This is a genomic window from Shewanella sp. MF08487, assembly GCF_050848685.1.
GTDB lineage: Bacteria > Pseudomonadota > Gammaproteobacteria > Enterobacterales > Shewanellaceae > Shewanella > Shewanella glacialipiscicola.
Map to the genome: position 1 here is coordinate 1 of NZ_JBOZPB010000021.1, position 26209 is coordinate 26209.

The following is a 26209-nucleotide window of genomic DNA, read 5'->3' on the forward strand; positions in this document are numbered from 1 at the left end:
GAGGGTCTTCGATGAGTTTCAAGTGTTCAAATAAAGACATGGATTAGGCTCAGTAGAATAACATGTCCGATCAGATCATGCAGATACGAAGAAGTTCCCTACTGTAACAAAGTATGATCCCGCCCTGTAGATAACCCTTGGCGAAATTGTTAAGCCAAACATACATCTTACGCCGCAAACACGTTACACTAAGCCCATCTTTATCCTAATAGATTCAGCTATGCGGACCGAAAATACAGCCACTCTTAATCTTATTTGGGGCGCCCTTATTCTTGAGGAATTAGCACGTCTTGGCGTGCAACATGTGTGTATGGCACCGGGCTCGCGCTCAACGCCATTAACCCTCGCCGCCGCCCAGCAAACTAAACTCCAGCGTCACCTGCATTTCGACGAACGTGGACTCGGCTTTATGGCCTTAGGGCTAGCCAAAGCCAGCCGATCACCCGTCGCTATTATTACCACTTCAGGCACTGCCGTCGCCAACTTGTATCCCGCAATCGTTGAAGCATGGTTAACGCATGTGCCTTTAATCGTCTTAAGCGGCGATCGGCCGTCAGAATTACTCGGCTGCGGCGCCAACCAAGCGATAGTCCAGCCCGGTATTTTTGCCAATTACGCCATGCAAGTGAATTTACCTACGCCGGATACACACATTGCACCGCAAGCGTTGCTCACTACCATCGATGAGGCAGTAGCGAATCAAACTCGTCCTGTGCACATTAACTGTATGTATCGTGAGCCTTTATATCCAAGTGAACTTAGTGGTGCGATTCTCGATGCAGAATCGCCCTACCTCAAACCGCTACACTCTTGGCTACAGTTAACGCACCCTTATACTCAATATGGCAAGAGTAAACAGCTAAGTAGCCCAAGTGATGATGCCATTATGCGGTTCGTCCACGGTAAAGGTGTAATTGTTGTCGGTACGCTTACACCAGAGCAAGATCCACAGCAGCTCATTGCCTTGTCGCAAAAAATTGGCTGGCCGCTTCTCACTGATGCACAGTCACAACTGCGTCAGCACCCTGCCGTCATTGGCAACATCGACCAACTGCTGCAACACCCAAGGGCGCGCAATTTATTACAAGAAGCCGATCGCGTGCTGGTATTCGGCGGTCGTTTATTATCAAAACGCTTGATTGGATATTTAGCCGAGCAAAATTGGCACAGTTACTGGCAAGTGTTACCCGAACAAGACCGGCTCGACCCTAGCCACAATACCAAACACATTTGGCATGCTAATGCAGGGCAGTTTGCAGCATTGAACTGGTATCGCTCATCCTCAGCAAACTGGGCAAATACCTTAATTACCTATAACGATGAATTGCATAACTTATTTGTTCGCAATATCGATCATGGTGAATTTGGTGAAGCACAAGTAGTACGGGCGATCGCCAATACACGCCCGCTAGAACAACAGCTTTTTATCGGGAACAGCCTACCAGTACGTTTGTACGACATGTATGCCCCCGTGAGTTGCTGCACAGCGACCACCTTCACCAATCGTGGCGCATCAGGGATTGATGGCTTACTTGCTACTGCATGTGGCATTGCGGCTCACGCAGGTAAACCCACTAGTTTGATCATTGGTGATTTATCGCAATTGCACGATCTTAACTCGCTAGCGATTGCTAAAAGCTTAACTAGCCCGTTAGTCATCGTCATTCTCAATAACGATGGCGGTAATATTTTCAACTTATTGCCCGTACCGAATGAGAAAATTCGTAGTGATTATTATCGACTCAGCCACGGCTTAGAGTTTGGCTATGCCGCAGCTATGTTTAATTTGCCCTATAATCAAGTGGATAATTTAGCCGATTTTCAAGATAGCTATAATGAGGCGCTAGATTTTCAGGGGGCTTCGATCATTGAGGTCAACGTGAGCCAAAACCAAGCCAGCGACCAAATCGCCGCGCTCAACTTATGGGTGAAACAAAGCTAATGCCAATCATGGCCCGTTACGGTGACGCTTCACTACCGACCTTAGTGCTACTGCATGGCTTGTTAGGCACTAAGGCCGATTGGTTGCCGTTAATTCCTACGCTAAGTCAGCACTTTCACTGTATTTGTGTAGACCTTGCAGGCCATGGGGATAATCAAGCTGAGGGGGCGACTGAGGCTAAGTTTGATTTTAACTTTTGCACGCAAGACATAATGATGCGGCTTGATAGCCTTAGTCTAAGTAACGGCCAGTTTCATCTCTACGGTTATTCATTAGGGGGGCGCATTGCCCTGCATCTTGCTAAAGCCTATCCGCAGCGATTATTGAGTCTTAATCTCGAGTCCTGTCATCCAGGGCTTAAAGATCCGCAGGAAAAACTCGCCAGAAGCCAAAGTGATGCCCTGTGGGCCGAACGTTTGCTCAATCTTAATAGTAAAGATTTTTTAAGCTTGTGGTACCTGCAGCCCGTATTTGCCGATATGAGCGCCGCCAAACGGAAAAGATTAATCGAATATCGAACCCATATATTGGACATGCATCCTAAGCAAATACTTAAACAGGTATTCTTAGCCACCTCATTAGCGCGCCAAGTTTCATTATGGGATGTGCCTTCACAACTTGCCTGTGAATGCCATTTCTTTGCCGGCAGCCAAGATGCTAAGTTCCACGCCCTCGCTCAAGAGTGGCAATTACATGCGCCCATTCTCGTCCACAGTATTAGCGGCGCTGGGCACAACATACACCAAGCTGCTCCCGAGGCATTAAGCTCAACAATAATTAAGCTGCTTGGGTAAATAATGGTATTAAAATGTAGGAAATATATGATCTTAACTTCGCTTAGCCTGTATCAATATCGACTACCGCTCGACGTATTATTACCCGTAGGCAAGCAACGGATTGATCACCGGGCTGGATTAGTATTGCAAGCCAGTGTCCGTTTAGAGGACGAGTATCGACAAGTCGAAGTCGACATTGCTCCACTCTCTGGCATTGATATCAATCAACAAGCCTTAGCAGGATTTAGCCGCGAATCGCTAGCTCAAGTGCAACACTCTTTAGCTGAGTTATTACCGCAACTCTGCGGTCAGCATCTCGACACATTACTGGAATATGCCGACACTAGCGCTTACCCTTCCTTAGCTTTCGGTCTAAGTCTATTACATGCCAAGTTAATGGGTAAACTTGATGCTATCCGCCCGCAAAGCGCGACTGTTCCTTTGATTTATCATCCTACGGATGCAAATACAGACTTACTCGATAACAAAATTGCTGCGCTTGGCATGGACGTTCACTCAGTGAAAGTGAAAGTGGCTCAGTCCTCAATTGAAGATGAGCTTAAACTCATTTATGGCATTCTACGTATCCGCCCAGACCTCAAACTACGCTTAGATGCAAATCAAGGCTTTACACTCGAGCAAGCGATCGAGTTTGCCGCGTGTCTCCCCCTAGATTCTATTGAATACATTGAAGAACCTTGCCATACCCCAAAGGATAATGTGGAATTTTATCAAGCGATTGGGATGCCATATGCCCTCGATGAGTCGCTTAATGATCCCGCATATCAATTTGAGATGCAAAAAGGTCTAACAGCACTGGTGATTAAACCTATGTTGCTCGGCACTCTCGAAAAGCTCGCTGATTTAATCGATAAGGCGCAAAGCTATGGCGTACGTTGTATTATCAGTTCAAGCCTTGAGAGCAGTGTAGGTATTCACGATTTAGCTCATGTAGCCACTATCCTTACTCCCGATGAAATCCCTGGACTCGATACCCTAAGCGCCTTTAGCCAAGATTTATTAATATCATCGGGTAAAAAACACTGCCTGACACTGGCGCAACTTGAGCTTATTGCACAACACACCCTTGATTTAACGCAGCAAAATGATTTTGATGTCCCAAAGTGTGAGGAAAACTAATTTGCCAGATGCTCGCCTATCAAAGTCGTTAGCACTGTTACCGGTGCACCAAGCTGCGCTTGCGTTTCCACAGCAAACGGCCATCAAGCGGGCAGGACAATACATTAGTTACTCTGAATTAAGTCAGCGCGTTATCGCACTTAATCAGCAGTTAAGTGCTGCGGGTATCAACCAAGGGCAATCCCTCGCTTGCGTTGCCAGTAATAATCTGGAGATGATTTGCCTCTACTGGGCCTGTATCGATATCGGGGCAATCTTTTTCCCTATCTCACCACGTTTCCCCCTAACGCAGATCCAAGGTTTAATCGATAGTCATCAGATAGGCTATTTTTGGAGTCAGGAAAATACTGGGTTACAACACTGTCGTCTATTAGAGTTAGATTTTGAATGCGTTAGCACCGACTTACCTCAACCTGTCGATGTGTCACGTCCTGCCAATGTGATTTTAACCTCTGGCTCCAGTGGCTTTCCCAAAGCAGCCGTCCATTGCCTAGCTAACCATATTGCCAACGCTGAGGGTGCTCGCAGCTTAATAGCGCTAGAACAAGGTGATGCTTGGTTACTATCACTCCCCTTATTCCACATTGGTGGTCTGGCAATATTAAATCGCTGCGCCTTAGTCGGTGCCAGTGTTGTCATGCCAGATCATGCGCTTAGTCTAAGCCAACAAATTGACCAAGATAAACTAAGTCATCTCTCTCTGGTACCTACGCAGCTGAATAAACTATTAACCGGCACCAGTAGCAAGCTTGAAAGCATCAAAGCCTTATTACTCGGTGGCGGCGCCGTCTCACTCGACTTACTCACGCAACTTAAGCAGCGTAATATCGCCAGCTACACCAGTTACGGCATGACAGAAATGGGCTCGCAGATCACCACGGGTCCCGCCTTAAGCGACGGCAGCAGTGGCAAATTACTCCCCAAACGTGAGCTTAAAATCGAAGACGGTGTTATTTGGGTGCGCGGCGCTTGCCTATTTATGGGCTATCTCACTCCCGATGGAATACAAGCGTGCGTTGATCAAGATGGCTGGTTTTATACCAAAGACAGGGGGGAATGGGACGAGAATGGTAATCTACGCATCCTCGGCCGCGTCGATAATATGTTTATCAGCGGCGGCGAAAATATCCAGCCTGAAGAAATTGAAGCCGCACTAAAGCAGCACCCACAAATAGACGATGCTATCGTTTTCCCCATACCTGACGATATATTTGGTCATCTTCCCGCCGCCATTATTCGCGGTAGTTTAGCTCGTCAGCCTGAGGCGATAACCAGCGAACTCGAATTATTTCTCGCCGATAAAATCGCCCGTTTCAAACGTCCAAGACAATATTACTCATGGCCAGAGAGTAGTGAGCAGACAGGGCTGAAAGTGAACCGAAAATCACTGATTGCTAGCCTTGCTGGTGGCTAATTTATTAACCTGAATTTCAACCACAAAAAAACCTGCCGCAGCAGGTTTTTTTATGGTTGAGCCACTTGTAATTAACGCGACTTAGGCTTCCATACAAGCTTTTAGCTTATTCATGGCATTTTTCTCAAGTTGGCGAATACGCTCAGCCGACACTTGATAGGTTTCTGCCAGTTCTTGCAGTGTCGTTTTATTATCATCTAACCAACGGGCGCGCAGAATATGCTGGCTACGCTCATCTAAGGTTTTAATCGCCGATAATAAACGACCTTGAGAATCGGATTCCCAGTTGTCGTTTTCGATATTCTCCGCTAAATCTGACGAATGATCTTCTAGATAATGCACAGGAGCAAAGTCATGCTCCTCATCTTGATCATTAGTCAAATCAAATGCAGGATCCTGCGCCGCCATACGTGATTCCATTTCGGTCACATCAGCTTTAGAAACACCGAGATTTTCCGCAACCATAGTAACTTCAGCATCGCTGAACCAACCTAAGCGAGTTTTCGCTTTGCGGATATTAAAGAATAACTTACGTTGCGCTTTAGTGGTGGCAACTTTAACAATGCGCCAGTTTTTCAGCACATATTCATGGATTTCAGCTTTGATCCAGTGCACAGCAAAAGACACCAGACGCACACCAACATCAGGATCGAAGCGTTTAACCGCTTTCATCAAACCTATGTTGCCTTCTTGGATCAAGTCAGCCTGTGGCAGGCCGTAGCCTGAGTAGCCTTTTGCGACATGCACAACAAAACGTAAGTGCGACATAATCAGTTGCTTCGCCGCCTGCAGATCGCCTGTTTCCTGCAAACGCTTGGCTAACTCATACTCAGCCTCAGCATCCAGCATGCTGATGCTAGTCACTGAATTGATATAAGCTTCTAGGCTACTGGCGCCCTGTGGGACAGTCAGTGCCATTGATTGCGTTTGAAAGGTCATTCGCTCTCCTACATTTTATCAGACTACTTACGAGTGTATTCTTGGGTTTGTTAACGAAACACCTTAAGAATAAGCTGACGAACTATCGGCTAATTGACAGACTATGTCAACCTTAGCGCGTTTACCGATAGCCTTTTTAACTCGTTAAAATAGACATATCAAGTGAAAAAAAGTTCATCACTGTGGATTTTTTTAGCGACTTTTTCGCTATTTTTTAACTTCACAAGTTAGTGATTACGACGGCTCAATAGCGCGTATATGTTGACGAACCGATAGATACGAACCCAACCAACCTAAAAACGATGCTAGACCGACTAACTGTAATAGCTCAGTAAACGTCAGTGATTTCATTTCGAGCTGGCTACCGTACAGCCCTAGCAATTCTGCCAACGCCGAATCGAGATACCACACTAATAAGTTAATAATAAGCCAAGCTAATATGCCACCAATAACCCCGTACCATATCCCTGTATAAAGGAACGGACGTTGGATAAAAGCTTCGGTTGCGCCGACTAATTTCATCACTTCGATTTCGCTACGTCGATTCATAATCGCAAGACGGATAGTATTACCAATCACTAATACCACAGCCAATATGAGGAGAGCCGCAATGGCCATCACAGTCCGCTCGAGCAGACGAACCACAGCTTGTAAACGCTCTAACCATTCAATATCTAAACGGCCAAAACTAATCTCAGGTTCCCGTTCTAGTTTAGTTAATAACTCTCTCGCCCCCGCTGGCGTTGAATAACGCTTAGTCGGTGTCACGGTTATAACGGCCGGTAAGGGGTTTTGATCCAAATAGGCCAAGGCTTCACCAAACCCTGACAGGCGTTGAAACTCCTCTAAAGCTTGATTTTTATCGATATACAGCACTTTATCAACTTCAGAATAAGTACCAATACGCGTCAACAAACTCTGGATTGTTTGGTCACTGCGATTATCATCAATAAACAAGGAAATCTCAGCGGCACTATTCCACGAGCTAGTGATGGTTTCCGCATTTTTGACTAATACTTGTAAGGCTGCCGGTAAACTCAAACTCACACCGAGTACAGCCATCGTCATCACAGAGGATATTGGATTACGCCAGAGCTCACCAAGACTCGCCATCGCTTGCTGCGCATGACGAATAAAGAACATCACAAACCGCCCCGAAAAGGGTAATTTACTACGCGTTAATTTTGCGCTAGTGCTCATTGGCCTTCACCTCTATTAAGCGGTGTGCTACGCGCGTGCAGGCTGTGATGTAGCTCTTGCGTGTCCAACATACGTCCCTGTTTAAGCGTAAAAGTGCGATATTTCATCCGCGCGATTAATCCCAAATCGTGGGTGGCAATGAGCACGCTAGTGCCGGCATCATTAAAGGTTTCAAATAAGCGTAAAATATCCATCGATAGCTTGGGATCTAAGTTACCCGTTGGCTCGTCGGCAAGTAGTAAAAGCGGTTTGTTCACAATGGCACGGGCAATACCGACACGTTGCTGCTCACCGCCTGACAACATGACTGGGTTATGACGCTCTTTGCCATATAGCCCCACCATGTCGAGGGCGCCAGCCACACGCTTACGGATCTCACCATGGGAAAAACCTTCTATCACCAGCGGTAAGGCGACGTTATCAAAAACACTTCTATCCATTAACAAGTGATGATTTTGAAAAATCATCCCGATATTACGGCGTAAATACGGCACATGTTTAGCGCTTAACTTGGCAATGTCGAAGCCATTAATCGCCACGCGGCCAGTCGTCGCGCGCTCAATAACTGTGATTAATTTCAACAGCGTACTCTTACCCGCACCCGAGTGGCCGGTTAAAAATGCCATTTCACCCTGTTGTAGATGAAAATTCACATCTTCCAGCGCCATTTGGCCGCCAGGATAAATCTTACTGACCTGCTGAAAATCAATCATAAATTAGCTATCCACTTTTTCTTGGGTGAACAAGGCTTCGATAAATTCTTTCGAATTAAAGGGGCGCAAATCATCAATTTGCTCACCAACACCGATATAACGGATTGGGATATTAAACTTGTCGGCAATCGCAAACACAACACCGCCCTTAGCCGTTCCATCTAACTTACTGATGGTAATACCCGTTACACCTACGGCTTCTTGGAATAATTGCGCTTGGCTAATCGCATTTTGTCCTGTGCTGGCATCGAGTGTCAGCATGACCTCATGTGGTGTATCGGGGTCGAGCTTTTTCATTACTCGTACGACTTTTTTCAATTCTTCCATTAGATGTGCTTTATTTTGCAAACGACCCGCTGTGTCGGCAATCAATACATCGACTTTACGCGCTTTGGCGGCTTGTAAGGCATCAAACAATACCGAAGCACTATCAGCGCCTGTATGCTGGGCAATCACGGTAATGTCGTTGCGCTGTCCCCAAACTTGTAGCTGCTCAACCGCGGCGGCACGGAAAGTATCACCCGCAGCTAACATCACTGATTTACCTTGGCTCTGGTACTGTTTGGCCATTTTACCGATGGTGGTCGTTTTACCCACACCATTAACACCCACCATTAAAATAACAAATGGGCCGTTGGCATTATCTGGTACTAACGGGATAGCGACAGGATCGAGTGTTTTTTGCAACTCATCCCGCAGCAATTCATATAAAGCTTCGGCATCTTTAAGCTGTTTACGTGAGGCATGCTCGGTCAAATTCTTAATTAATCGCGTAGTGGTTTCGACACCCACGTCGGCGATTAATAATTGCTCTTCGAGTTCTTCAAACAGATCGTCATCAATTTTTTTACCGCGAAATAGTCCGATAAAGCCGCTACCAATATTCTCGCTGGTACGCATTAAGCCGCGCTTCAGGCGAGCAAACAAGCCTTCTTTAACCGGTCTAGCCTGCGGCTCTGGTTGTAATTCAGCAACGGCTATAACAGTTTGCTCAGTTTCAGCTTGTTGCTGAACTAAAGACTCTGCTTGCTCACGTGCTAGTGCTTCGCCAGCAAGTTGTTCTGCCGCTAAGGCTTCAGCGGCCAAGCGGGCAAGTTCAGCTTGTTCCGCTGCGAGTAATTCTGCTTCTAGCTGAGCGGCAACTACACGCGCCGCCTCTGCTTGAGCTAATTGCTCTGCGGCGGCTTGCTCAACCGCTAACTGGTGTGCTGCCAATTGTTCAGCTTCTAACTGAGCGGTAGCAATACGTGCTGCTTCGGCTTGTTGCTCGGCTAAACACTGGGCCTCGATGGCTGCTTGTTCTTGGACAATACGCTCGGCTTGCGCCTGCTCGACAGCTAACTGTTCTACTGCCAGCGCTTCTGCGGCCGCCTGAGCGTCAGCGTCTAAATGCTGTGCCTCTACTTGTTCCTGCGCTACACGCTGTGCTGCTTCAGTGTCTTGTGTTGGAGTAACAACTGGCGTTTCAGCGACGACCTCATCTTGTGACTTATCTTTACGAAACCAGGAGAAAAAACCTTTCTTTGCCATGTGTGATTCCAGCGCTCTACTTCAGTGTTGAATTTTTGAATAAGACCCTGATGTTATACCAGATTGCCTCGGAAATTACGCCCGAAAAGTCGGCAATTAGCTAAGCTCACTCAGCCTTCTCACCTTTTAGTGAGACTTTGATATAAAATAGCGGCCTTTATTAAGGTGGCACAGTCTACCACTTTCTTTCTTCAGGCAAAATCACGGGGGCACTTTGGTTAATCATCGAACGGTCAAAAATAATGTGACCAAGGGTCAAACAGCCAAAAATAAACCCGGCAGTGGACAAGTGCGGATCATTGGCGGGCAATGGCGTTCGCGTCGCTTACCTATTCAGGATCTCGATGGCTTAAGACCAACACCAGATAGAGTGCGCGAAACGCTTTTTAACTGGTTAGCCAACAGTGTTGTTAATGCTCGCGTGCTAGACTGTTTTGGCGGGAGCGGCGCATTAGCACTCGAAGCCCTATCTCGTTATGCCAGTTTCGCCAAAATTATCGAGTTGCAACGCAGCGCAGCCATGCAATTAAAAGAAAATCTACAAACCCTTAAATGCGATAAGGCCGACGTGCTCAATGCTGATACGTTAGTGGTACTGCAAAGGGGCTGCGAGCAAGGTTTCGATCTGGTATTTATCGATCCACCCTTTCGTAAGGGATTGGCAGAAAAGACGATTCAACTGCTCGATACTCAAGGTTGGCTCAATGATGGTGCGCTGATTTATGTCGAAATCGAGTCTGAATTGATGCAACTGGCTATCCCTTCTCGCTGGCACGCCTTAAAAGAAAAGAATGCGGGGCAAGTGAGCTACCGTTTATATCAATATCACTCAGAAACCGCTGTTGAGCCCATCGAAGATGAAAACCATGCCCTTATTAATTAACTTAGGTAAAGCCATCACTCTGATTGCATGGTTGATGATGGCCTACAACTTAGTCACCCCCTTTGAAGGCAATGTGGCGATTATTTTAAATATCCTGTTTGCCATTACTTGCATGATGCATTGCTTCCAAGTCGCGATTTTCCACATGCTGTTTAAGACCTTGCTGCCATTAACGAAACAAGATTATCTACAAGTGTTTATCTTCGGAATTTTCAGCCTGTTAACTTATCGGCAAAAAGTGATGACTCAAGCGAATTAACCGAGTACTCAGACACAGACAAAAAAAGCCCTCAACAGAGGGCTTTTTAATGGCTATCAATTAAGAAACTTAATCGCTAAACCTTATCCTTTTGGATAGAGGTGTGCTACGCCTTTATGGCAGTCAACACAGGTCTTTCTCGCGTCAGGTTCTTTCTTGAAGTTATTTGAGTGCATTCTTACAGCCATTTTACTCATAGTTTCTGGCTGATTCTCGTAAATACGAGTGTGGCAATGCTGACAGTTAGCAGAATCGTTCGCACGGAAATAATTCAGCGCTTTATCTGCTTGTTCTTTACGATTTTCATCTAACCAAGCTTGAGTGTTAAAGCCATCAATTGTCATGAAACCATATAAATCTTTAGATACGATGATTTTTTTGATCAAATAATCGACTGGGCCATGGGGTAAGTGACAGTCTTGACACTGAACCGTAATCCCCGCTTTGCCGCCGCCATGGGCAGAAGCCAACACTTCATCCTTAAGCGAATGATTGCTATGGCAAGACATACAGAACTCATCTGTACTGGTCGCGTGTAATGTTTGCTGTGTTGTGAAATAGCCCACAACACCGATCACAATACCGACGACCAGTAGCGCCAGGATTGAATATTTCGCGCTAGGTTTAAATAGTGCACGCCAGTTCATCACTCTATCTCCAAAATTGTCAAAATTAGTTTTTATAAGACTATTTTATGTTCTTTCATTTATTAGAAATTTGATTTTAAGCAGAAATTTGCTGATTGCATTAACCTTAAAGCGCAAAATGAGACTTAGCTCTAACTATTTGGACATCATTTGGTAAAAACCGCTAGCTGAACTGTGATGCACTTTAACTAAAGCTAATGCAATCACCCGATAATCGCAAGTTACCGATTTTTTATAGTCAGGTTTTCCCTTGATAATCTAGAACTAGAAATTTATTTTCTAGAAAACAGAAATGTGATCACCACCATGTTTATTGCACCTTAAGAGTGAAGCAGAAATAAATGGTAAACGCAGGTAAGCCGAATAATACTGTTCGAAATGAAACTTTCTACGATCAATTTGAGTCTCTTAAAATACGCAGTCATATTCATGATAAGCCCGTTGAAGACAAAACTGCGAGTCAGAAATTCTATTGGCTAATTTAGATGAATTAGATATTTAAATTGAGGCGTTAACTGAAGTGTGAGTTAAATCATTACAGCTAAACATCGCTATGCTAGAATCGAGCCGTTCATCATTTGGAAGACTTATGCATCACACACTCGGTCGTTACTTTTTAGTCATATTCACTCTACTCGCACTCGTCGGGCAAAGTGTCGTGTCTAATGGTCACGCCATGGTGCCACACACTATGGATATGAGTGCGATGGATCATGAGGTTTCCTCCCAAATGTACCACGCTACAATGATGCAGATGGACACGGAGAACCCTTCTGACTCACATTCAATGGCCAACGCGGATTGCTGCAACGATAAAATGCTTCCCGGCGCGAAACAGCATTGCTGTGATGGCACCACATCATGTTCAAATGATTGTGGTCATTGTTTGACGATTTCAGTCGCTGGCACTCTATTCAGCCCACACCTCTGGCCAAGTGTGAGCATGAGCGATACTGCAATGGCCACTCCTATGCCTCATTTCCACTCTATCTCTTTGTCTTCGGCCTTTAAACCACCGATAGCCTAGCCCTACTTTGTGCTTATTGGGCAAATCAACCCTTAAAAAAGCCAAACGACCAAGCTAAAACGACAATACTGTTAGCCCTAAGCTAACGCCCTATTTAGCCGTTTATTGTGGTGCCTTATCATTAAATCGTGCACCCGAGTCTAGCAAAACGTTGATTACTGAGCTGAATGCCAAATTGTGGCATCAATCCGTCTATCGAAGCGAACCGCTTTGATCCACTGTGCTCACTGACGTTTATGCGCTCGTATTCGGCCGTTAATCCGGTGGAGTGAATAATATGAAAACACTAACTAATCTCGCCTTAATCGCATTCTTGCTGACCAGCACAAGCGTGTTTGCGACGGCCGCGCCGCACGCACATCAACACGACAATGCCAATCCACAGCAACAAGCCCATACCCATGTTTGCCCTATGCACCCTGAAGTGACTGGCAGCAGAGAGGATACTTGCCCTCAATGTGGTATGAACTTAGAGCCAAAGGCAGTAGAAGCAAAACCAGCTGAAGGTGCGGCAAAAAACGACCACAAACACCACTAAGCTAGGCTGGAGATGAGGCATATGAATTCATTTAAAACCGTAAAAAAGCAGACCCCTAAAGCCGTACTAATCTTGAGTAGCTTACTCTTAGGTACGCCTTGGTTGAGCCATGCCCAACTGGCGAGCACACAACAGCCAGTGGCGACCGAAGCGGCAGTAAATTCTGCAACAGCGCCGAAGAGTAATCCGTTAAATCAAGTCAAAACCTACACTTGCCCTATGCATCCTGAAGTGCTCAGCCATGAGCCTGGTCGCTGCCCTCAGTGCAATATGTTTTTAGTTGAGAAACAAGATGCCGCGAACTCTGCGGCCGAGCATGCGCAGCATCAAGCCGCAGATCACCAAGCCTCTGAGCATGGGCAAACCTTGGCAGCGAAAGCGTCGAGTCAGGTATTCGATACCCCAACACCTAAGGCCGACAGTGTAGTTAAAGCCCAAAATAATGTGACAACAATTAAGTACGTTTGCCCTATGCATGCCCACATTATCAGTGACGTACCCGGCACTTGCCCTATCTGCGGCATGAACCTAGAAAAGGTCGAAACGGGCGGCAATACCCAAGAAATCAATATCAATGTTTCCGGCAGTATGCAGCAAGCGCTGGCACTCAAAGTTGCCAAGGTTGAACGCGACACACTGTGGAAATTCGTCGAAACCGTCGGTCAAATCGATTACGACGAAAGCCAGATCACCCATATCCATGCCCGCGTCACCGGCTGGATTGAAAAGCTCATGGTCAAATCCGTGGGCGACACTGTCAAAAAAGGTCAGCTTCTTTATGAGATCTATTCACCCGATTTGGTCAATGCTCAAGATGATTACCTACTCGCTTTAGATACAGCGAAAACGTCTGGTAACCAAAGATATCAAGATCTGGTTCGCAGAGCGGGATTAAGATTGTCGTTCCTTGGGTTTAACGAACAACAGATCAAACTCTTAGCGAGTTCGCGCCAAACCCAATATCGGGTACCTTTTTATGCACAGCAGGATGGGGTGGTTGAAACACTTTCAATCCGAGATGGCATGTATATTGACCCATCCACTGAGGTCATGTCGTTAGTCGATTTATCCAAGGTATGGGTCATAGCCGATGTGTTTGAAAATGAACAAAGTTGGATTGCCAAAGGCCAGAAAGCCAACATTGCCGTTCCAGCAATGAACGTCAGCGGTATCGAGGGCACGATCGATTATATCTACCCTGAGCTTGATCCTGTCACCCGTAGCCTACGAGTTCGAGTGGTGTTGAATAATACCCAGATCGACCTAAGACCCAAAACCCTCGCTAAAGTCGCCCTTTTTGGTGGCCCCAATAAAGACGCCCTCGTGATCCCTCAGGAAGCCTTAATCCAAACCGGTAAAGAGAATCGTGTCATTGTCAGACAAGACGACCATAGTTTTGCCGCCAAGGTCGTCACCGTTGGCATGATGAGTCAAGGTAAAGCAGAGATTATCTCAGGTTTAACCGAAGGTGAAAGTGTGGTGATATCAGGACAATTTTTACTCGATTCCGAAGCCAGCCTCAAGGGCAGCTTAATGCGTTTAAGCAGCGGTCATCAGCACTAGGAGCGCGTCATGTTAAAGTACATTATCGAAGCCTCCATCAGGCAGCGACTTATGGTGTTAATCATCGCCATCATGATCACTGTTTGGGGCGTACAAGAGCTGCGGAAAACGCCACTCGATGCACTGCCCGATCTATCGGATGTGCAAGTCATTATTAAAACCTCCTACCCTGGGCAAGCACCTAAATTGGTAGAAGAACAAGTGACTTATCCATTATCGACCGCCATGTTAGCCGTCCCGGGTGCTAAAACCGTACGTGGCTATTCCATGTTTGGCGACTCCTATGTCTATGTGATTTTTGAAGATGGTACTGATATCTACTGGGCGCGCTCACGGGTATTGGAATACTTAAGTCAGATCAGTAGCCGCTTGCCACCGGGTGTACAACCGTCTCTCGGTCCCGATGCATCCGGCGTGGGTTGGGTGTTTGAATATGCATTGGTCGATCGCTCTGGCAGTTTAGATTTATCGCAACTTAAAAGCCTGCAGGATTGGTATCTCAAACTTGAATTACAAAGTGTTGCCGGGGTATCGGAAGTCGCCACAGTAGGCGGTATGGAGCAAACCTATCAGATTGTGCTCGAACCGGACAAAATGGCAATCTATAAACTGGATATTGCCAGCATTAAAGATGCGATAGAAAAATCCAATAACGAAGCGGGTGGCTCGGTCATCGAAATGGCGGAAGCCGAGTATATGGTACGCGCCAAGGGTTATCGTCAAACCCTTGAAGATTTTCGTGAAATTCCACTAGGCATCACCAGCCCATCGGGGACGGGCCTATTACTCAAGGATGTCGCCACCGTACGCAAAGGCCCAGCTTCACGCCGCGGTATTGCCGAGCTTGACGGTGAAGGTGAAGTCGTGGGTGGCATAATTGTGATGCGCTACGGCGAAAATGCCCTCGCAACCATAGATGCGGTAAAAGTTAAACTCGAAGAACTCAAAGCCGGCCTGCCCGATGGGGTTGAGATCATCCCGACCTATGACAGATCGCAACTGATCCTCAACTCAGTAGATAATCTGTTCAGTAAGGTTATCGAAGAGATGCTCGTCGTAGGCTTAGTTTGCCTGCTGTTTTTACTGCATGCTCGCTCAACCTTAGTAGCCATCATTACCCTTCCGCTGTCGATACTTATCGCCTTTATCGTGATGAATAAAATGGGCGTGAATGCCAATATTATGAGTTTGGGTGGGATTGCCATTGCCATCGGTGCTGTTGTGGATGGCGCGATTGTGATGATCGAAAACCTGCACAAACATTTGGAGCAGTTTCACGTAGAACACAACCGAGAACCCGATACCAAAGAGCATTGGCGGATCGTGACAGAAGCCTCCATCGAAGTCGGCCCAGCACTCTTTTTCTCATTAATTATTATTACCTTAAGCTTTGTACCTGTATTTGCTCTCGAAGCGCAAGAAGGCCGACTATTTGCCCCATTGGCATATACTAAATCCTTTGCTATGGCAGCCTCTGCATTACTGGCGATCACATTGGTGCCCATTTTAATGGGCTATTTTATTCGCGGAAAAATTCCGAGTGAAAATAAAAATCCCATTAGTCGCGTCTTAATTGCTTTATACAAACCGTCGCTTAATCTGGTACTTAAATTTCCTAAAATCACCCTAGGATTTGCATTGATTGCATTGGTTAGCGCGTGGTATCCCATGACACGCATGGGTAGTGAGTTTATGCCCCAGTTAGAAGAAGGTGATCTCCTCTACATGCCAACCGCTTTACCTGGGATCAGTGCCAGTAAAGCCGCCGAAGTATTGCAGCAAACAGATCGTTTAATCAAAACCGTCCCCGAAGTCGCTCGCGTATTCGGTAAAGTGGGCCGCGCAGAAACCGCGACCGATCCCGCGCCGCTGACCATGCTTGAAACCACTATCATGCTCAAACCCCATGAGGAATGGCGTGAAGGCATGACCTTAGATGGCATCATTGCCCAACTACAGCAAACCGTCAAAGTACCAGGACTCACCAATGCTTGGGTACAACCCATCAAAACCCGTATTGACATGCTCTCTACGGGGATAAAAACCCCCGTCGGCATTAAGATCACTGGTGCCGATGTCAACGAGCTGCAAAGCATAGGAGCTAAGATAGAAGCCATCTTAAGCAAAGTGCCACACACAAAATCAGCCTATGCTGAACGCAGTGGCGGCGGGCGTTATATTGATATCACCCCAAAACTGGATGTCGCCGCACGTTACGGTATGTCACTACAAGATATTCAAGATGTCGTGCGTTACGCCATTGGCGGTATGGATATTGGCGAGTCGGTACAAGGGGCTGAGCGCTATCCCATCAACCTACGTTATCCCCGTGAGCTACGCGATAATATCGAAAAGCTGCGCGAACTCCCTGTGATCACTAAATCGGGGAATTATCTACCACTGCGAAATTTAGCGGATATAGAAATCACCGATGGCGCACCTATGCTCACCAGTGAAAACGGACGTTTAATCTCTTGGGTATTTATCGATATTGAAGGCACGTCTATCGGCGAATACATTAGCACCGCTAAGCAAGCTTTAGCTGCCGAACTCAAGGTACCACCCCGTTACAGCTACACCTTTGCTGGGCAGTACGAATATATGCAACGGGTAGATGCAAAACTGAAGCAAGTGATCCCTATGGCGTTAGCCGTAATTTTCATCCTGCTGATGATGACCTTTGGCTCCACTATGCAAGCGAGCATCATAATGCTCAGCCTGCCCTTCGCCTTGGTCGGCAGCACTTGGCTCCTGTACTTACTGGATTACAACATCTCGGTCGCCGTTGCTGTGGGTATGATAGCTTTGGCCGGTGTTGCAGCTGAGTTTGGGGTGATCATGCTTATTTACCTCAATAATGCGATTAAGCACAGGCAGGAAAAGAATAACTACCACACAGTGACCGATCTCAAAGAAGCCTTAATCGAAGGGGCGGTCATGCGCATTCGCCCTAAGGCGATGACAGTGGCCACTATCTTCTTCGGCCTGCTACCCATTATGTGGGGTGCAGGATCGGGTAACGATGTGATGCAAAAAATTGCCGCACCTATGGTCGGCGGCATGGTTACAGCCCCATTATTGTCACTGTTTGTCCTGCCCGCACTCTATCTACTGATTTACTCGCGTAAGCTAAAGAACGAAACCGCGCATGTGAGTTAACAGCAATAGCGCACTTATAAATATCCCCTCCAGCGATGAGGTTTGAGGGGATTTTTTATTCAATATGGAAAAATACTTACCAAGATCATCCGAACAAAGTTTGATGATAGAAAGCCACAGGATATGAACGAGCAACAGCACACCACGCTGATTAAAATAAGCCTCTAAGTTTATAGCGCTTATGTGTACCATTGACTCAGTGCCACACAGAATTGACTCAATTCACTGCAGCAGGAAGGATCCCATCACATGACCAAGTCATTTTGTTTAACTATCAGCCGGATATGGCCGCAAGCACTTTCCCTTAAAACCCCATCACGCGCGTTACTTGCTGCATTCGGTTTATGCGCTGCGCTAATCATTACAGCACCCGCCTTTGCCGCACCCGCTACCGGTGAATTCGTTGCCGACAAACGCTGTGAGCTATTTCAATCGAAAAATAAGCAGACAAATCCAGACCAATGGCAGAGCAATATTGGTGAGCGCTACCCTGTACTCGAAATCCTCGGCAACAGCGCCAAACCTGATTGGCTGCGAGTGCGTACCAACGCAGTGAAGTCTCCCATGCGCTGGATCAGTGGCGCTTGTGGTCAGTATCTGTTCAACGTTGCAGGCAGTAATGTATCGACACCTGCAACGGCAGTAGAACCCGCGCAAACCACCACAGCATCAGATATCAAAGCGAAAAACAGAGATAGCTTTAAAGAACGGGGAACTGTAGAGAAAAAGCAGGAGGATCAATGCAAAATTGGTGGCGAATTCGATGCTAACGTGCTCGCATTAAGCTGGCAAAGCACCTTCTGTGAACTCTATGGCCGCCGTAAAGCCGAATGCCGCGCCCTCAGCCAAACACCAGAATCGAGCCAATGGCAACACTTCAGCCTGCACGGACTGTGGCCGAATAAACAACAATGCGGCACGCGATATGGCTATTGCAGCACAGTCAAACTGCAACCGAATGATTTCTGTACTTATCCGGAGTTTGAACTGAATCCATCGGTGCGCAAAAATTTAGAAGAAGTCATGCCAAGCGCCCAATATGGCACCTGTTTAGAACGCCACGAATGGTGGAAACACGGCACTTGCCGTAGCCAAGACCCTAACGAGTACTTTTTATTGGCAACCCAGCTGACCCAAGCGGTCAATGCCTCGGCATGGGTACAAAAATTTATTCATGACAACATAGGTAAGAGTGTCAGTAAAAGTGAGTTAAACCAAAGTTTTGATAACAGCTTCGGTCAAGGTGCTCACACTAAAATGAGCCTAGAATGTGGCAAGGGATTACTGAGTGAAATCCGCATTAATTTGCCCGAGGTCATTAAAGCCTCAGACTCCTTGCCTAGCCTACTCGCCAAAGCCAACAAGGCAGGCAGAGGCTCATGCCCTGAAACAATCATGATTGATAACGCTAATTAAACAAATAGTTAGACAAATAAAAACGGCGATTTAGCGTCGCCGTTTTTCATCTTAATGATAGTCCTAAATATGGCCGTCACATTTGATTAAGCTTGATCACCGCAAAGGTAGCGCCTTGGGTGTCAGCAATAACAGAAATCGTCCCACATCAGGAATATTGCGGCAGTAAATGTGCCATCGCTAACAGATGACAAGCCCCTGTGACTATGCCAAATAACACCACAAGAATAATCAGCGGTGTACCGCCTATCACTCTAAAACCTGTACTCTCGGGGAATAACTGCCGCGATTTATAGGCCATCAGTGCTGGGACGATTACCGCCCACACAGTTGCCGCTAATGCCGCAAAGCCAATCGCCACTAAAAAACCATCAGGGAAGAGTAAACCTAAAATCGTTGGGGGTACAAATGTCACTAATGCGGTTTTCATCCGGCCCGAGCGCGAATCGTCAAAACCAAATAAATCGGCGAGATAATCAAACAGACCTAAGGTCACCCCTAAGAAAGATGAAGCTACCGCCAAGTTAGCAAACAGCGACAACATACTGTTTAACCAGCTACTCGCCATCACCTCAGACAAAGCGCCCACCAACACACCCATATTGCCACCTTGAGCAATAATGTCGATAAACTGGCTGCGGGGAATATTGCCCATAGTCGCCACTAACCAACAGACATAAATCACCAGCGCGATAAAAGTACCAACGAAAATCGCCTTGATAATGGTGGAGGAATCTTTGCCGTAATACTTCACTAAGCTGGGAACGTTACCGTGGTATCCAAAGCTGGCAAGACCAAAGGGTAGCGCCGCCCACAGATAAGGTGAAAAGCGGTTATTACCATCAGGTTCGAGCAACTTAGTCACATCAATTTCGATCAGTAAATTGCCGATAGCGAGGAAGAAGGTAATGATCATACCGCCGAGCATAATCGTGGTAATCCGATCCACGGCTTTAGTGCTGATCAACACTATGCTCGCCAATACTATGGCGAACACTAGCCCTGCCACACTTTGCGGTAACTCAATTCCCATGCCCTGCAAGCTGTGATTCACAATCGAACCACCGCCGCTGATATAAGCATAGGTCAAAATATACAACACGAACGCGATAGAAACGCCGTTCACTATCCGCCAAAACTGCCCAAGAGTTTGCTTGCTTAAGGTGTCGAAGCTAGCACCAGGTTCGAAATGTAAATTGGTTTCGAGCAACAATAAGCCCGACATCAACATGCAAAACCAAATGCCCAATAACATTAAAATCGAATAGCCAAACCACATACCTGCACCGACCACGGGCAGAGAAAACATCCCTGCACCTACTGTCGTGCCGGCAATAATCATGGCGCCGCCGAGCAAGGACTTACCTGTGGGCTTATGCTTAGCCGCATTCATATGATTTGCCATTAAACAATGTGCTCCGCGGTGACACTCGCCACTATGGTTTGTCTCACTGACGGACGTAATAAATTATTGGCTTGATCTCGAATGCGATTGATATTGGACTTATCTTCGCTATCCGCCAGATAACCCAATGCTTTTAACTTAACGCTCAATGTGCCATAAAGTTTTTTATCGTAAAACTCAGGTGCGGTAATACCATGCAAAGCCCCTAAACGCTGAGCCAGTAGATGACTCTCAGATTCAAGCTCTGAGCGTTCCATCTTAGGTCTATTCGCTAACAAGTTGAAAATAATGGCGTAGCGCTGCAGGGTCTCACTCACTGAACTGGCCAACAACAATAGTTGGCTAGTGTGCTCAGGCACGATAGCTAAGGTATCAGTCTCAACCACTAATCCTTGTTCAATCAGGAAATCCAGCACTTGCTCAACATAGGCTGGTAAGTCTTTAATTCCCATGAAGAGTTCGGCTTTCAGCAGTGGATAAAAATCGGCAACGACTGACGCGACTTGCTGACGCTGAATTTGCTCATTATGCGTTAAACAGCTAGCGATTAATGACGGTACAATAAATAAGTGAATGATATTATTACGATAGTAAGTCATAGAGACCGCCTGACTTGCTTCGATCGACACGATTTCACCTAGGGAGTCGGCGGATACAACAAACTTATTTAGCTCTAAGCCCTGCTGCACTAACAGCTTGCCATCTCCTTCGGCAACCGAAGTATAAGCAGTGTAAGGCACTTTTTTAAGTAAGGTTAAATACAAATCAAGCTGACGCTCTAGCAGACTGCGCTGTAAGGCATTTTGATCTGTGGCGAGTAACACTAAGCTTGTTAATGTCACTGAACTCGCTGCCGCGGCATCATTGATATGGGTCATAACCCGATTAGCCAGAACATTTACCGCTGGTGTTAACCAACTTGGTTTTTGCTCGGGATCATCAGCAAGCTCAGCACGCCAGTTGGGTGCGCGTTCATTCAAAAAGTTTTGCAGAGTAATCGGCTCGCCAAAATTCACATAACCTTGACCGAAATTACCGAGTTTGCGAATCGCACCAAATACCTGCCAGACTGATTCTTTTTTCTTTTTCTTACCACTTAACTCTTTATGGTAAGTCGCCACTTCCATCACATGGTCATAGCCTAAATACACAGGCACTAGCGTTACCGGACGTTCAATACCGCGTAGTACGCTATTCATTGTCATGGCGATCATGCCCGTTTTGGGTGCCAACAGACGACCCGTACGTGAGCGGCCGCCTTCAGAGAAGTATTCTACCGAATAACCTTTCGCAAATAGCTGGTCTAAATATTCACGGAATACTGCGGTATAAAGCTTATTGCCATTAAAGCTACGACGAATAAAGAAAGCACCACCGCGACGGAACATAGGCCCAGCGGGCCAAAAATTAAGGTTTATACCAGCAGCAATGTGCGGCGGAACCATACCTTGATAATACAAAATATACGATAACAGCAGGTAATCCATATGGCTGCGATGGCAAGGCACATAGACAATCTCGTGACCATCGTGGTGTAACTGACGAACTTGCTCGGCGCCTTTAATGTTGATCCCGCTATAAAGCTTATTCCACAACCAAGTTAAGAAACGCTCGGCAATACGAACTAAGCTATCAGAATAATCAGCAGCAATTTCATCGAGATACTCAATAGCCGTCTCGCGCGCTTGGGTTTCTGAAATCTTTTTGGTAGCGGCTTCTTCTTGAATCGCTTTACGTATTGATTCAGATTTTAACAGCGAATGAAATAACGCTTGGCGATTAGGCAACACAGGCCCTGTCATCACTTTACGTTGGCGACGGAAATGCACTCGCGCCACTCGCGCTAACTTATGGGCAATACCCATATCAGTACCATGCTCATCAGCCATATAACGCAGAGATACTGCATTGGAAAACTGCACAAAATTATGTCGACCTAAGAACAGAATCATTAGGCACTTGCGCAGCCAAGTCGGGTTTTCCCGCTCAAATACGGCCGCCTTCATCGTATCGTCCTCTTTCCCTGGCGTTCTCCCCCAATACAAACTGACGGGTACCAGTTGAATATCGAGCTCAGGATGTTGTTTATGCACCGCTAATAAGCGCATAAAACATTCGAGGAAAGGTTCATTGCCGGTACGCTCACCAAACAACGGCTTGCGCCCTTGAAGGCAAACGACTCGCGGTGCAACTACGCCATTAGCGACTAACGGCTCATAGGGACTAGGCAGCCCGAGTTTAGCGGTTATTTCACTCAGTGCAGCAATGTCACTAAGTGATTCTGTTTTCATCACATAAGCAAGAGGTCTGGAGGCATCCAGATTCAGATCGGCAAAGGGATCCTGAGGCACCACAATGGTATGCACCAATTGTTTTTGGATCCAACGTAATGATTTTAACCAAAGAGAGTCATGTTTAGGCATTATTCTTATGCAATTAAGTACGTTCACTAGCCCGATAGAATACCAGACTATAGGGAATATTCGCTAATTCTCTCCGATATGGTTAAAAAGTGGTTAATACTTGCGCTGCAAACAATACTGTATATACTAACAGTAACTGTATAGAAAAACAGGAAAGACCATGAGACCTTTGACGCCACGCCAAGCTGAAATTTTAGAGCTAATCAAACGAAATATTGCCGACACTGGCATGCCACCTACTCGGGCTGAAATTGCCACCCGCTTAGGTTTTAAGAGTGCCAATGCAGCTGAAGAACATCTAAAAGCGTTGGCGAAAAAAGGCTGTATCGAGATTATACCCGGCACCTCACGAGGTATTCGCCTCACTGCTGAAGTGGAGGATGTAACTGAAACAGGTTTACCTCTTATAGGCCAAGTGGCTGCAGGTGAACCGATTCTCGCCCAAGAACACGTAGAACAGTATTACCAAGTCGACCCAAACATGTTCCATCCCGCTGCCGACTTTTTACTACGAGTTAAAGGCGACAGTATGAAAAATATTGGTATTCTCGAAGGAGATTTACTGGCAGTTCATAAAGTAGAACAAGCTAGGAATGGTCAAGTGGTTGTCGCTAGAGTCGACGACGATGTCACAGTTAAACGTTTCGAAAAAAAAGGTAATGTGGTCTATCTACACGCCGAAAATGAAGACTACTCTCCAATTAAAGTGGATTTAGGCTTTCAAAGTTTAACAATTGAAGGACTCGCCGTCGGTGTGATCCGTAATGGAGATTGGCTATGAACAAACTAATTGGCAATGCCCCGCGCCATCCGGGATTGTGGCGTGATGATGAAGTTCGTGCAGCCGATTATGATTGGCATCACACACCTATCGCCTGTATGCCCACTAAAACTCAAGGTCGCCAAGAATTAATTCATCTGAGTGCGCAACTCGCTCAGTTAAGCCAACAGGGCCGTTGGTTAGTGCTCATCAACCCACCAAGTATTGGCTACAAGCAAATGCTCGCCAGCGCAGGTGTGCGTATGGATAGAGTCTTACTGGTACATGCTAAAGATGAAGTAGAAACCCTGTGGGCGATGGAAAAAGCCTTAACAAGTGGTACGTCCAGTGCAGTCATTACTTGGACTCAATCATTAGATGCGCGGGATAATCGTCGCCTACAAATCGTGGCTAAAAGTGCCCGAGCTATGGGCATAGTGCTTGAAGACGTAAACAGTCACTTACATGCCGACGTACGCATTGAGCAAGGCAATCTCTTCGGTCAGCAATCTTTTTTTAGCGCTGTACATTAAATATTCATTTAATTTTTTACCTTGAAAGCCGCCTCACCTATGAATGTGAGGCTTTTTTTTGGCAATTTTTCAGATAATTAGATAAATAAGTGATCTTGATCAATATTTAAACAGCAAGTATGGTTGGTTAAGTCGGTGATGATATATCACCTTCCGTGGTCAATGAATCGAGTATTTATCGGACTCGAAGCGCCACTAAAAATAGAGAACAGATTTATTTCAGTCGTATGTGCCAGCGTGGCTAATTACCAGCAGTAACAATACTTGATTAAAAGTAACAGCCGCCAACGCACGTTGAAGTCAAAAAAGCTTTTTTGGGAACTGAAGAGTTTGCATAGAGTTGAGACTTACTGTGTTGCTCTTCTTTGTAGTTGCTATTCGCAATTGGCAGAGGAGAAGTCTTGTGAAGCAATTGTTGTATTGTTTACTCGTGGTGTTATTCGCACCACCGTTGGCCGCCGCGGACATGCGGTTCAACATGACCCCTGGCGTGACCGAGATCAGTGGCAAGGTTTATCACTTGCACATGACCATCTTGTATATCTGCTGCGCAATAGGCCTAGTGGTCTTTGGCGTGATGATTTACGCCATGATCAACCACAGAAAATCCAAAGGCGCTGTCGCGTCCCACTTTCACGAAAGCACTAAAGTTGAAATCGCTTGGACGATTCTGCCATTTATCATTTTGATCTTAATGGCGATTCCAGCGACAAAAACTTTAATCGCAATGGAAGATCCCAGCAACGCCGATCTCACCGTAAAAGTCACGGGATCCCAATGGAAATGGCATTACAGCTACTTTGATCAAGATATTGATTTTTATAGCATACTGACAACACCCAGAGCACAAATCGAAGGCACCGAAACTAAGGGTGAAAACTATCTATTGGAAGTCGATAAACCGCTCGTTCTGCCGATAAATCGCAAAATCCGCTTTTTGATGACCTCTGAAGATGTCATCCATTCATGGTGGGTGCCCGCCTTTGCCATTAAGAAAGATGCCAACCCAGGATTTATTAATGAGGCGTGGACTCGCATAGACAAACCCGGTATTTACCGTGGTCAATGCGCCGAACTTTGTGGTAAAGACCATGGTTTTATGCCGATCGTAGTGCAAGCCTTACCCGAAGCCGAGTTTGAAGCTTGGGTGACGGAGCAGAAACAAGCCGCAGGTGCTGCAGCTGAAGCCGCTCAAGCCGCTTTATCACAAACCCTAAGTAAAGAAGAGTTGATGACTCAAGGTGAACAAGTTTACCTCGGGCACTGCGCAGCCTGCCACCAGCCCAATGGCGAAGGGTTGCAAGGCGTATTTCCGCCCCTTAAAGGTAGCCCGATTGCAACGGGATCACTCAGCGGTCACCTTGAAATCGTGCTCAACGGTAAAACGGGTACAGCCATGCAAGCGTTTAGTAAGCAATTGACTGCACAAGAAATCGCGGCAGTGACTACCTACGAGCGTAATGCTTGGGGTAATAATACTGGCGATGCAGTGCAAGCCAAAGACGTAAACGAGTACATGAACGGCAATTCTGCACAAACATCCGCCGCGGTACCAAGCAGTACAACTCCGACACCCGCGCCTGCAAAAGACGTCTCAGCTGCAGTCGATCCCGCAAGCCTCCCCACACTCAGCCATGACGCCCTCATGGCCGAAGGTGAAACTGTCTATGCGACCTTCTGTGCTGCCTGCCATCAAGTGACAGGTGCAGGAATACCACCCGCCTTCCCCGCGCTAGTGGGTAGCGCTATCGCCATTGGACCAGTCGCCAATCACATCGATATTGTGATGCACGGTAAAACAGGCACGGCTATGCAGGCATTTGGCAAACAGCTTAGCCCACAGCAACTTGCAGCAGTCATTACCTATGAACGCAATGCTTGGGGCAACAATACCGGCGATACAGTGCAACCTGCTGATATCGCAAGTCATGGACAGTAGGGG

21 protein-coding genes and 1 pseudogene are annotated in these 26209 nt (G+C 46.5%); 14 read left to right on the forward strand and 8 right to left on the reverse strand.

Annotated elements, in window-relative coordinates:
* Positions 1-220: 220 nt before the first annotated feature.
* Genes menD through menE form a run of 4 tightly spaced genes read left to right on the forward strand, consistent with a single transcriptional unit; the run spans position 221 to position 5272 of the window.
* Positions 221-1942: a 2-succinyl-5-enolpyruvyl-6-hydroxy-3-cyclohexene-1-carboxylic-acid synthase gene (gene menD / locus ACRN9H_RS14180; RefSeq protein WP_432314609.1), complete on the forward strand. Its 1722-nt coding sequence runs from the start codon at positions 221-223 to the stop codon at positions 1940-1942.
* Positions 1942-2736 carry a 2-succinyl-6-hydroxy-2,4-cyclohexadiene-1-carboxylate synthase gene (gene menH / locus ACRN9H_RS14185; protein ID WP_432314611.1) on the forward strand — a complete coding sequence of 265 codons (795 nt, stop codon included), beginning with the start codon at positions 1942-1944 and terminating at the stop codon, positions 2734-2736. The genes menD and menH overlap by 1 nt, the downstream gene beginning before the upstream one ends.
* Before the next feature lie 27 nt (positions 2737-2763).
* Complete coding sequence (gene menC / locus ACRN9H_RS14190) at positions 2764-3858, forward strand: o-succinylbenzoate synthase (protein WP_432314613.1); 1095 nt, start codon at positions 2764-2766, stop codon at positions 3856-3858.
* A 1-nt stretch (position 3859) separates the two neighbouring features.
* Positions 3860-5272, forward strand: a complete 1413-nt coding sequence (menE, locus tag ACRN9H_RS14195) for an o-succinylbenzoate--CoA ligase (RefSeq protein ID WP_432314615.1) — start codon at positions 3860-3862, stop codon at positions 5270-5272.
* Positions 5273-5353: 81 nt separating this feature from the next.
* On the opposite strand, the gene rpoH is transcribed toward menE, so the two are convergent.
* The 4 genes from rpoH to ftsY all read right to left on the reverse strand — a co-directional run bounded on the left by rpoH (position 5354) and on the right by ftsY (position 9654).
* A complete protein-coding gene (gene rpoH, locus ACRN9H_RS14200; RefSeq protein ID WP_432314617.1) occupies positions 5354-6211 on the reverse strand; it encodes an RNA polymerase sigma factor RpoH in 858 nt (285 codons plus the stop codon).
* Between the two features lie 234 nt (positions 6212-6445).
* Positions 6446-7411 carry a permease-like cell division protein FtsX gene (ftsX, locus tag ACRN9H_RS14205; protein ID WP_432314619.1) on the reverse strand — a complete coding sequence of 322 codons (966 nt, stop codon included), beginning with the start codon at positions 7409-7411 and terminating at the stop codon, positions 6446-6448.
* A complete protein-coding gene (gene ftsE, locus ACRN9H_RS14210) occupies positions 7408-8124 on the reverse strand; it encodes a cell division ATP-binding protein FtsE (protein ID WP_432314621.1) in 717 nt (238 codons plus the stop codon). The genes ftsX and ftsE overlap by 4 nt, the downstream gene beginning before the upstream one ends.
* A gap of 3 nt (positions 8125-8127) precedes the next feature.
* A complete protein-coding gene (gene ftsY, locus ACRN9H_RS14215; RefSeq protein ID WP_432314623.1) occupies positions 8128-9654 on the reverse strand; it encodes a signal recognition particle-docking protein FtsY in 1527 nt (508 codons plus the stop codon).
* A gap of 214 nt (positions 9655-9868) precedes the next feature.
* Between ftsY and rsmD the strand changes: the two genes are divergently transcribed.
* A complete protein-coding gene (gene rsmD / locus ACRN9H_RS14220) occupies positions 9869-10537 on the forward strand; it encodes a 16S rRNA (guanine(966)-N(2))-methyltransferase RsmD (RefSeq protein ID WP_432314625.1) in 669 nt (222 codons plus the stop codon).
* Positions 10512-10796, forward strand: a complete 285-nt coding sequence (locus ACRN9H_RS14225) for a DUF1145 domain-containing protein (RefSeq protein ID WP_432314626.1) — start codon at positions 10512-10514, stop codon at positions 10794-10796. The genes rsmD and ACRN9H_RS14225 overlap by 26 nt, the downstream gene beginning before the upstream one ends.
* 83 nt (positions 10797-10879) lie before the next feature.
* Here ACRN9H_RS14225 and ACRN9H_RS14230 read toward each other — a convergent pair whose 3' ends face one another.
* The gene (locus tag ACRN9H_RS14230; RefSeq protein WP_432314628.1) at positions 10880-11443 is read right to left on the reverse strand and encodes a NapC/NirT family cytochrome c; all 564 of its coding nucleotides are present in this window, start codon (positions 11441-11443) and stop codon (positions 10880-10882) included.
* A gap of 589 nt (positions 11444-12032) precedes the next feature.
* Here ACRN9H_RS14230 and ACRN9H_RS14235 point away from each other — a divergent pair.
* The 5 genes from ACRN9H_RS14235 to ACRN9H_RS14255 all read left to right on the forward strand — a co-directional run bounded on the left by ACRN9H_RS14235 (position 12033) and on the right by ACRN9H_RS14255 (position 19146).
* Positions 12033-12470: a hypothetical protein gene (locus ACRN9H_RS14235; RefSeq protein ID WP_432314630.1), complete on the forward strand. Its 438-nt coding sequence runs from the start codon at positions 12033-12035 to the stop codon at positions 12468-12470.
* A gap of 277 nt (positions 12471-12747) precedes the next feature.
* Positions 12748-13008 carry a heavy metal-binding domain-containing protein gene (locus tag ACRN9H_RS14240; protein ID WP_432314632.1) on the forward strand — a complete coding sequence of 87 codons (261 nt, stop codon included), beginning with the start codon at positions 12748-12750 and terminating at the stop codon, positions 13006-13008.
* A gap of 21 nt (positions 13009-13029) precedes the next feature.
* Positions 13030-14571 carry an efflux RND transporter periplasmic adaptor subunit gene (locus ACRN9H_RS14245; RefSeq protein ID WP_432314634.1) on the forward strand — a complete coding sequence of 514 codons (1542 nt, stop codon included), beginning with the start codon at positions 13030-13032 and terminating at the stop codon, positions 14569-14571.
* 9 nt (positions 14572-14580) lie between these two features.
* Positions 14581-17730, forward strand: a complete 3150-nt coding sequence (locus ACRN9H_RS14250) for an efflux RND transporter permease subunit (RefSeq protein WP_432314636.1) — start codon at positions 14581-14583, stop codon at positions 17728-17730.
* Between the two features lie 249 nt (positions 17731-17979).
* The gene (locus tag ACRN9H_RS14255) at positions 17980-19146 is read left to right on the forward strand and encodes a ribonuclease T2 family protein (protein WP_432314638.1); all 1167 of its coding nucleotides are present in this window, start codon (positions 17980-17982) and stop codon (positions 19144-19146) included.
* Positions 19147-19222: 76 nt separating this feature from the next.
* On the opposite strand, the pseudogene ACRN9H_RS14260 reads toward ACRN9H_RS14255, so the two are convergent.
* The 3 genes and pseudogenes from ACRN9H_RS14260 to plsB form a co-directional block, all read right to left on the reverse strand.
* Positions 19223-19305: pseudogene (locus ACRN9H_RS14260) on the reverse strand (VOC family protein); the annotation flags it as partial.
* A complete protein-coding gene (gene mtr, locus ACRN9H_RS14265; RefSeq protein WP_432314640.1) occupies positions 19295-20551 on the reverse strand; it encodes a tryptophan permease in 1257 nt (418 codons plus the stop codon). The pseudogene ACRN9H_RS14260 and the gene mtr, both read right to left, overlap by 11 nt.
* Positions 20551-22974 carry a glycerol-3-phosphate 1-O-acyltransferase PlsB gene (gene plsB / locus ACRN9H_RS14270; RefSeq protein WP_432314641.1) on the reverse strand — a complete coding sequence of 808 codons (2424 nt, stop codon included), beginning with the start codon at positions 22972-22974 and terminating at the stop codon, positions 20551-20553. The genes mtr and plsB overlap by 1 nt, the downstream gene beginning before the upstream one ends.
* Positions 22975-23134: 160 nt before the next feature.
* On the opposite strand from plsB, the gene lexA reads away from it, so the two are divergent.
* From lexA to coxB, 3 genes are all read left to right on the forward strand, one after another.
* A complete protein-coding gene (lexA, locus tag ACRN9H_RS14275; protein WP_432314643.1) occupies positions 23135-23755 on the forward strand; it encodes a transcriptional repressor LexA in 621 nt (206 codons plus the stop codon).
* Positions 23752-24267, forward strand: a complete 516-nt coding sequence (locus tag ACRN9H_RS14280; RefSeq protein WP_432314645.1) for a cell division inhibitor SulA — start codon at positions 23752-23754, stop codon at positions 24265-24267. The genes lexA and ACRN9H_RS14280 overlap by 4 nt, the downstream gene beginning before the upstream one ends.
* A 403-nt stretch (positions 24268-24670) precedes the next feature.
* Complete coding sequence (coxB, locus tag ACRN9H_RS14285) at positions 24671-26206, forward strand: cytochrome c oxidase subunit II (protein WP_432314647.1); 1536 nt, start codon at positions 24671-24673, stop codon at positions 26204-26206.
* Positions 26207-26209: the final 3 nt, after the last annotated feature.

Bases quoted from the DNA above. Each gene is read 5' to 3' on its own strand.
- ACRN9H_RS14235 (WP_432314630.1), top strand. From the start codon at position 12,033: ATGCATCACACACTCGGTCGTTACTTTTTAGTCATATTCACTCTACTC.
- ACRN9H_RS14250 (WP_432314636.1), top strand. From the start codon at position 14,581: ATGTTAAAGTACATTATCGAAGCCTCCATCAGGCAGCGACTTATGGTG.
- lexA (WP_432314643.1), top strand. From the start codon at position 23,135: ATGAGACCTTTGACGCCACGCCAAGCTGAAATTTTAGAGCTAATCAAA.
- mtr (WP_432314640.1), bottom strand. From the start codon at position 20,551: ATGGCAAATCATATGAATGCGGCTAAGCATAAGCCCACAGGTAAGTCC.
- ACRN9H_RS14230 (WP_432314628.1), bottom strand. From the start codon at position 11,443: ATGAACTGGCGTGCACTATTTAAACCTAGCGCGAAATATTCAATCCTG.
- plsB (WP_432314641.1), bottom strand. From the start codon at position 22,974: ATGCCTAAACATGACTCTCTTTGGTTAAAATCATTACGTTGGATCCAA.
- ACRN9H_RS14255 (WP_432314638.1), top strand. From the start codon at position 17,980: ATGACCAAGTCATTTTGTTTAACTATCAGCCGGATATGGCCGCAAGCA.
- ACRN9H_RS14225 (WP_432314626.1), top strand. From the start codon at position 10,512: ATGAAAACCATGCCCTTATTAATTAACTTAGGTAAAGCCATCACTCTG.
- ftsX (WP_432314619.1), bottom strand. From the start codon at position 7,411: ATGAGCACTAGCGCAAAATTAACGCGTAGTAAATTACCCTTTTCGGGG.
- ACRN9H_RS14240 (WP_432314632.1), top strand. From the start codon at position 12,748: ATGAAAACACTAACTAATCTCGCCTTAATCGCATTCTTGCTGACCAGC.
- menH (WP_432314611.1), top strand. From the start codon at position 1,942: ATGCCAATCATGGCCCGTTACGGTGACGCTTCACTACCGACCTTAGTG.
- ACRN9H_RS14280 (WP_432314645.1), top strand. From the start codon at position 23,752: ATGAACAAACTAATTGGCAATGCCCCGCGCCATCCGGGATTGTGGCGT.
- ACRN9H_RS14245 (WP_432314634.1), top strand. From the start codon at position 13,030: ATGAATTCATTTAAAACCGTAAAAAAGCAGACCCCTAAAGCCGTACTA.
- menD (WP_432314609.1), top strand. From the start codon at position 221: ATGCGGACCGAAAATACAGCCACTCTTAATCTTATTTGGGGCGCCCTT.
- ftsY (WP_432314623.1), bottom strand. From the start codon at position 9,654: ATGGCAAAGAAAGGTTTTTTCTCCTGGTTTCGTAAAGATAAGTCACAA.
- menC (WP_432314613.1), top strand. From the start codon at position 2,764: ATGATCTTAACTTCGCTTAGCCTGTATCAATATCGACTACCGCTCGAC.
- rpoH (WP_432314617.1), bottom strand. From the start codon at position 6,211: ATGACCTTTCAAACGCAATCAATGGCACTGACTGTCCCACAGGGCGCC.
- ftsE (WP_432314621.1), bottom strand. From the start codon at position 8,124: ATGATTGATTTTCAGCAGGTCAGTAAGATTTATCCTGGCGGCCAAATG.